This window comes from Roseateles sp. P5_B10 (genome assembly GCF_056400485.1).
Genome location: NZ_JBFULE010001721.1, coordinates 1 through 538, shown reverse-complemented (window position 1 = coordinate 538; position 538 = coordinate 1). Strand labels below are relative to the sequence as shown.

Below are 538 nucleotides of genomic sequence, written 5' to 3'. Positions count from 1 at the left end.
GCCACACGGCAGGCGAGGCGACGATGGCGAGCTGCGTCGTGTTTGAGAACCACCAGATGCAGAGCAGCCAGTACCGGCGCTACAACATCGAGGGCATCACGGGCGGCGACGACTACGCGGCCATGCGCCAGGTGCTGACGCGCCGCTACAGCAAGATGGCCGAAGCCGCCCAGCTGGGCACCGGCCGCCTGCCCGATCTCGTGCTCGTCGACGGTGGCCGCGGCCAGGTGTCGATGGCGCGCGAGGTTTTCGAGGAGCTGGGGCTGGACCTCGGTCTCATTGCCGGCGTCGAAAAAGGCGAGGGCCGCAAGGTCGGGCTGGAGGAACTTGTTTTTGCCGACGGGCGCGCGAAGATCTACCTCGGCCGCGACTCGGCGGCGCTGATGCTGATCGCGCAGATCCGCGATGAGGCGCACCGCTTTGCCATCACGGGCATGCGCGCCAAGCGCGCCGCGACCCGCACCGGCGGCTCACGGCTGGAGGACGTGCCGGGGGTCGGCCCGAAGAAGCGTGCTCAGTTGCTGCAGCGCTTTGGCGG

1 pseudogene is annotated in these 538 nt (G+C 69.1%); it reads left to right on the top strand.

Annotated features, from left to right (window positions below):
- Positions 1 to 538, top strand: a pseudogene (locus tag AC1DU6_RS35530) (excinuclease ABC subunit UvrC); the annotation flags it as partial.